The following is a 3,521-nucleotide window of genomic DNA, read 5'->3' on the forward strand; positions in this document are numbered from 1 at the left end:
CTAACCCGGCCCGTCATCATGACGGTGATCCCGTCGAACTCATCCCGGCCAATATTCCCGATACCATCGGCGATGAATGCCATGCAGCCGACGATGTGCCGCTGAATGCAGAAGGCCCCGGCTCGGAATACTTTAACGGTGTCATGGATAATACGGAAGTCTTCTTCGGTATTATGCGTGCCCTGGGCATTGATGCCACAAAAAATGTGAAATAATCGTCCCCTTATATCGACAAGATAAAAACGACGGCCCCATGAAGTACGAATGGCTTCATGGGGTCGTCGTTTCTGTAGGGAGGATTTCCGGCTTTTTAGGTGAATAAACATACAAACAGCGTAAAACGATTAACCATAACCTATGAGAATAGAAAATAGAAAATATGATAAACAATCAGAATAATAACCCTTGACAGGGAGAGAAAACGCCTTATAATGTTGCCATGCAAGTCAAACAGACATGCAGACCAATACAACAACCCATATATACGATGAGCGAGAGCAAAAAGTGTGGCGTCTACTTTTTCAGAGAGTCCGTGGCTGGTGTGAACGGATAAAGCCGTCAGGCGAATATATCACTCGTGAGTACTTTTCCTGAATTAAGTAAGGGAAAGCGGATATCCCGTTATCGATACACCAAAGTATAATGCAGGGTGGTACCGCGTACAGACGCCCCTGTTTCGGCCGGAACCGGTGGAAACAGGGGGTGTTTTTTATATGGGAATAAGAAGAGGAGAGTGGAGTAATCATGAAACACACATTGTTAAAACAAATCGTTGTTGCAGGACTGGCTGTCATGACGGCCGTATCCATCGCCGGCTGTGGGGGCAGCAAAGACGGGGACAGTAACGGTAAATCAGCCAAAATCGGATTTATCACGGCCTATACCGGTCCGGGTGCTGCTTATGGACAGGCCATGAAAGAAGGGGTGGATCTGGCTGTAGAAGAAATCAATAAAGATCCTAATACGAAAGTAAAGATAGACCTTAAGACCTACGATACTAAGCTGGATAAGACAGAAGCCATCAATGCGACGAAGAAAGCCATCGAACAGGACAAGGTCCTGGCTATCGAAGGACCTATGACGACCGGTGAAATTATGGCATCCGGCCCGATTGCCCAACAGGACAAGGTCGTCTGCTTTACTACCGGTGGGACCGGACCGGATGTCACCAACATTGGCGATTATATTTTCCGCAACGCCATCCCGGGCAAACTGGCTATTCCCCAGACGGTAAAGAAAGCACAGCAGAAATTGGGCTTCAAGAAAGTGGCTCTGTTATATTCCAACAATAACGACCAGATGGTTGATGAAAGCAAGATTTATCAGCAGGTCTTTGCCGATGACGGTATCGAAGTCGTCGATACGGAAACCTTTGCCGATAAAGATACGGATTTCTCGGCACAGCTGACAAAAATCCAGGCCGCCAATCCTGATGTCATCGCCGTGGCAGGCCTCTATCAGGAAGGCGCTCTCATTGCTAAGAAAGCCCGTGAAATGGGGATGAACCAGCCGATTATCGGCAACAACGGATTCAACAGTCCGGAATATATCAAACAGGCTGGTGCCGCTGCCGATGGTACGATGGTAGCTACGCCGTGGAACCCGGAACGGCAGAGTGAAAAAGCTCAGAATTTCCGTAAAGCCTTCGTTGCTAAATACGGACATGAACCGGATCAGTTTGCTGCCCAGGCTTATGATGCCATGTACATTATCCACGAAGCCGTCGAAAAATCGGGTACGACGACGAACCGCAAGAAGTTCCGTGATGCTCTGGCCCAGATTACGAACTTTGAAGGTGCAACTGGAGTATTTTCTTTTGATGATCACCGTGATCCGTCTATGGATCTTGACGTACTGGTCATCAAAGACGGGAAATGGACACCGTTACAGTAATCGTTCTTTGTTTTTGCAGATAGAGGGGTATATATCGTGTTTTTTCAGCAGCTTATTAATGGGTTGAATCTTGGCAGCGCCTATGCTGTCATTGCCATTGGCTATACGCTGGTTTTCGGGGTGTTGAATATCATCAATATGGCCCATGGCGAAATCTTCATGTTCGGCGCCTTTATCGGCCTGATGCTGGTAACGGCCGCCGGAGCCAATATATTCGTGGCTCTCATCGGTGCCATGCTGGGCGGTGCGGTCTTGGGATTTCTGCTGGAATACCTGGCACTGCGCCCCTTGCGCCGCCGCAAGGTAACGCACTTGGCACCGCTTATCAGTACGATCGGCGTATCGATTTTCCTGGAAAGTCTGGCCCTCAAGATCTGGGGGCCCCAGACCCAGTCTTTTCCGCCTCAGTTTGAAGGGGCACTCATGGATGTCGGCCTCTTCAAGGTTTCCATGATTCAGATTGTCGGTTTCGGGACGGCTATCGTTCTGATGGTGCTGCTGACGCTCTTGTTGGATAAGACGAAAATCGGCAAGGCCGTCAAGGCGACGTCGGAAAATATCGAAACGGCAGGCCTTCTGGGCATTAACACCAGCCGCATCATTACCTTCACGGTCATGCTGGCTTCGTCCCTGGGTGCGGCTGCCGGCGTCCTGGTCGGTCTTTCCTTCAATGCCATCGAACCGACTATGGGCATGACTATGGGCTTTAAAGGCCTGGCTGTTCTCATCATGGGTGGCCTGGGAAACATCCGTGGCGCCATGATGGGCGGCTTTATCCTGGGCATTGCCGAAGTATTCAGTGTCGCCTATGGCGCGTCGTCCTATCGCGATGCCGTCGCTTTCGGCATCATCATCCTCATCTTGTTCTTCCGGCCTGAAGGGCTCTTTTCCAAAGCCGGCAAAGGAGGCAGACCATAATGGATGAAATATTGAATGGGTATGTCCTGCAAGTCGTCGTGTTTTCCTGCATTAATATTATTTTGTCATTGTCTGTATACATGACATTATGTACAGGCCAGATGTCTCTGGGCAATGCCGGATTCATGAGCGTCGGTGCTTATACGTCAGCCATCCTGACCATGCAGGTCGGACTTCCTATGCCGGCTGCCATCGTTCTCGGTGGTATTATGGCCACTGCGGTTGCTCTCGTCGTCGGTATCCCGACGACAAGACTGCGCGGTATGTATCTGGCTATCGCTACATTGGGATTCGGTGAAGTCGTCCGCGTCCTGGCCTTGAATCTGAAAATCACCAATGGCGCCCTGGGCCTTTCGGGGATTCCTTCTATGGCCAATACCTTGGGTGACCTGGCCAGCGATTTCCTCGATGTCCTCGATATAGATAGCCAGACCGGCGGCCAGCTCCTCATGTGCCTCGTTCTGATAATTGTCGTTGTGGCGATCCTCTGGTTCTGGCACCGGCTGGAAGAATCCCGCATAGGCCGGGCCTTTGCTGCTATCAAAGCCGATGAACACGCAGCGGAACTTTCAGGCATCCCTATTGTATATTATAAGATGATGTCCTTTTTATTCAGCGCATTCTTTGCCGGTGTTGCCGGGGCACTCTTTGCCCATACGGCTAATTTCATCAGCCCGACCGATTTCTCCTGGCATAAAGTCGTCGATGCC

General features: G+C 50.3%; 3 protein-coding genes, 1 pseudogene and 1 other annotated feature. All 4 genes and pseudogenes read left to right on the forward strand.

What is annotated here, in order from left to right:
• Positions 1 to 215, forward strand: a pseudogene (locus DBO31_RS00680) (alkaline phosphatase); the annotation flags it as partial.
• A 263-nt stretch (positions 216 to 478) separates the two neighbouring features.
• Positions 479 to 676 (forward strand) — a binding site (T-box leader).
• Between the two features lie 68 nt (positions 677 to 744).
• A complete protein-coding gene (locus tag DBO31_RS00685) occupies positions 745 to 1,893 on the forward strand; it encodes an ABC transporter substrate-binding protein (protein WP_150824198.1) in 1,149 nt (382 codons plus the stop codon).
• A 36-nt stretch (positions 1,894 to 1,929) separates the two neighbouring features.
• Positions 1,930 to 2,811 carry a branched-chain amino acid ABC transporter permease gene (locus DBO31_RS00690; protein WP_113856410.1) on the forward strand — a complete coding sequence of 294 codons (882 nt, stop codon included), beginning with the start codon at positions 1,930 to 1,932 and terminating at the stop codon, positions 2,809 to 2,811.
• Positions 2,811 to 3,521, forward strand: a 711-nt coding sequence (locus DBO31_RS00695; RefSeq protein WP_150824199.1) for a branched-chain amino acid ABC transporter permease, incomplete at its 3' end; no start/stop codon positions are given. The genes DBO31_RS00690 and DBO31_RS00695, both read left to right, overlap by 1 nt.

Origin of the sequence: Megasphaera sp. DJF_B143, assembly GCF_900320625.1 — a bacterium.
GTDB classification, from domain to species: Bacteria; Bacillota; Negativicutes; order Veillonellales; family Megasphaeraceae; genus Megasphaera; species Megasphaera hexanoica.

Excerpts from the sequence above, each read along its gene's own strand:
- DBO31_RS00685 (WP_150824198.1), top strand. The coding sequence starts at position 745 with ATGAAACACACATTGTTAAAACAAATCGTTGTTGCAGGACTGGCTGTC.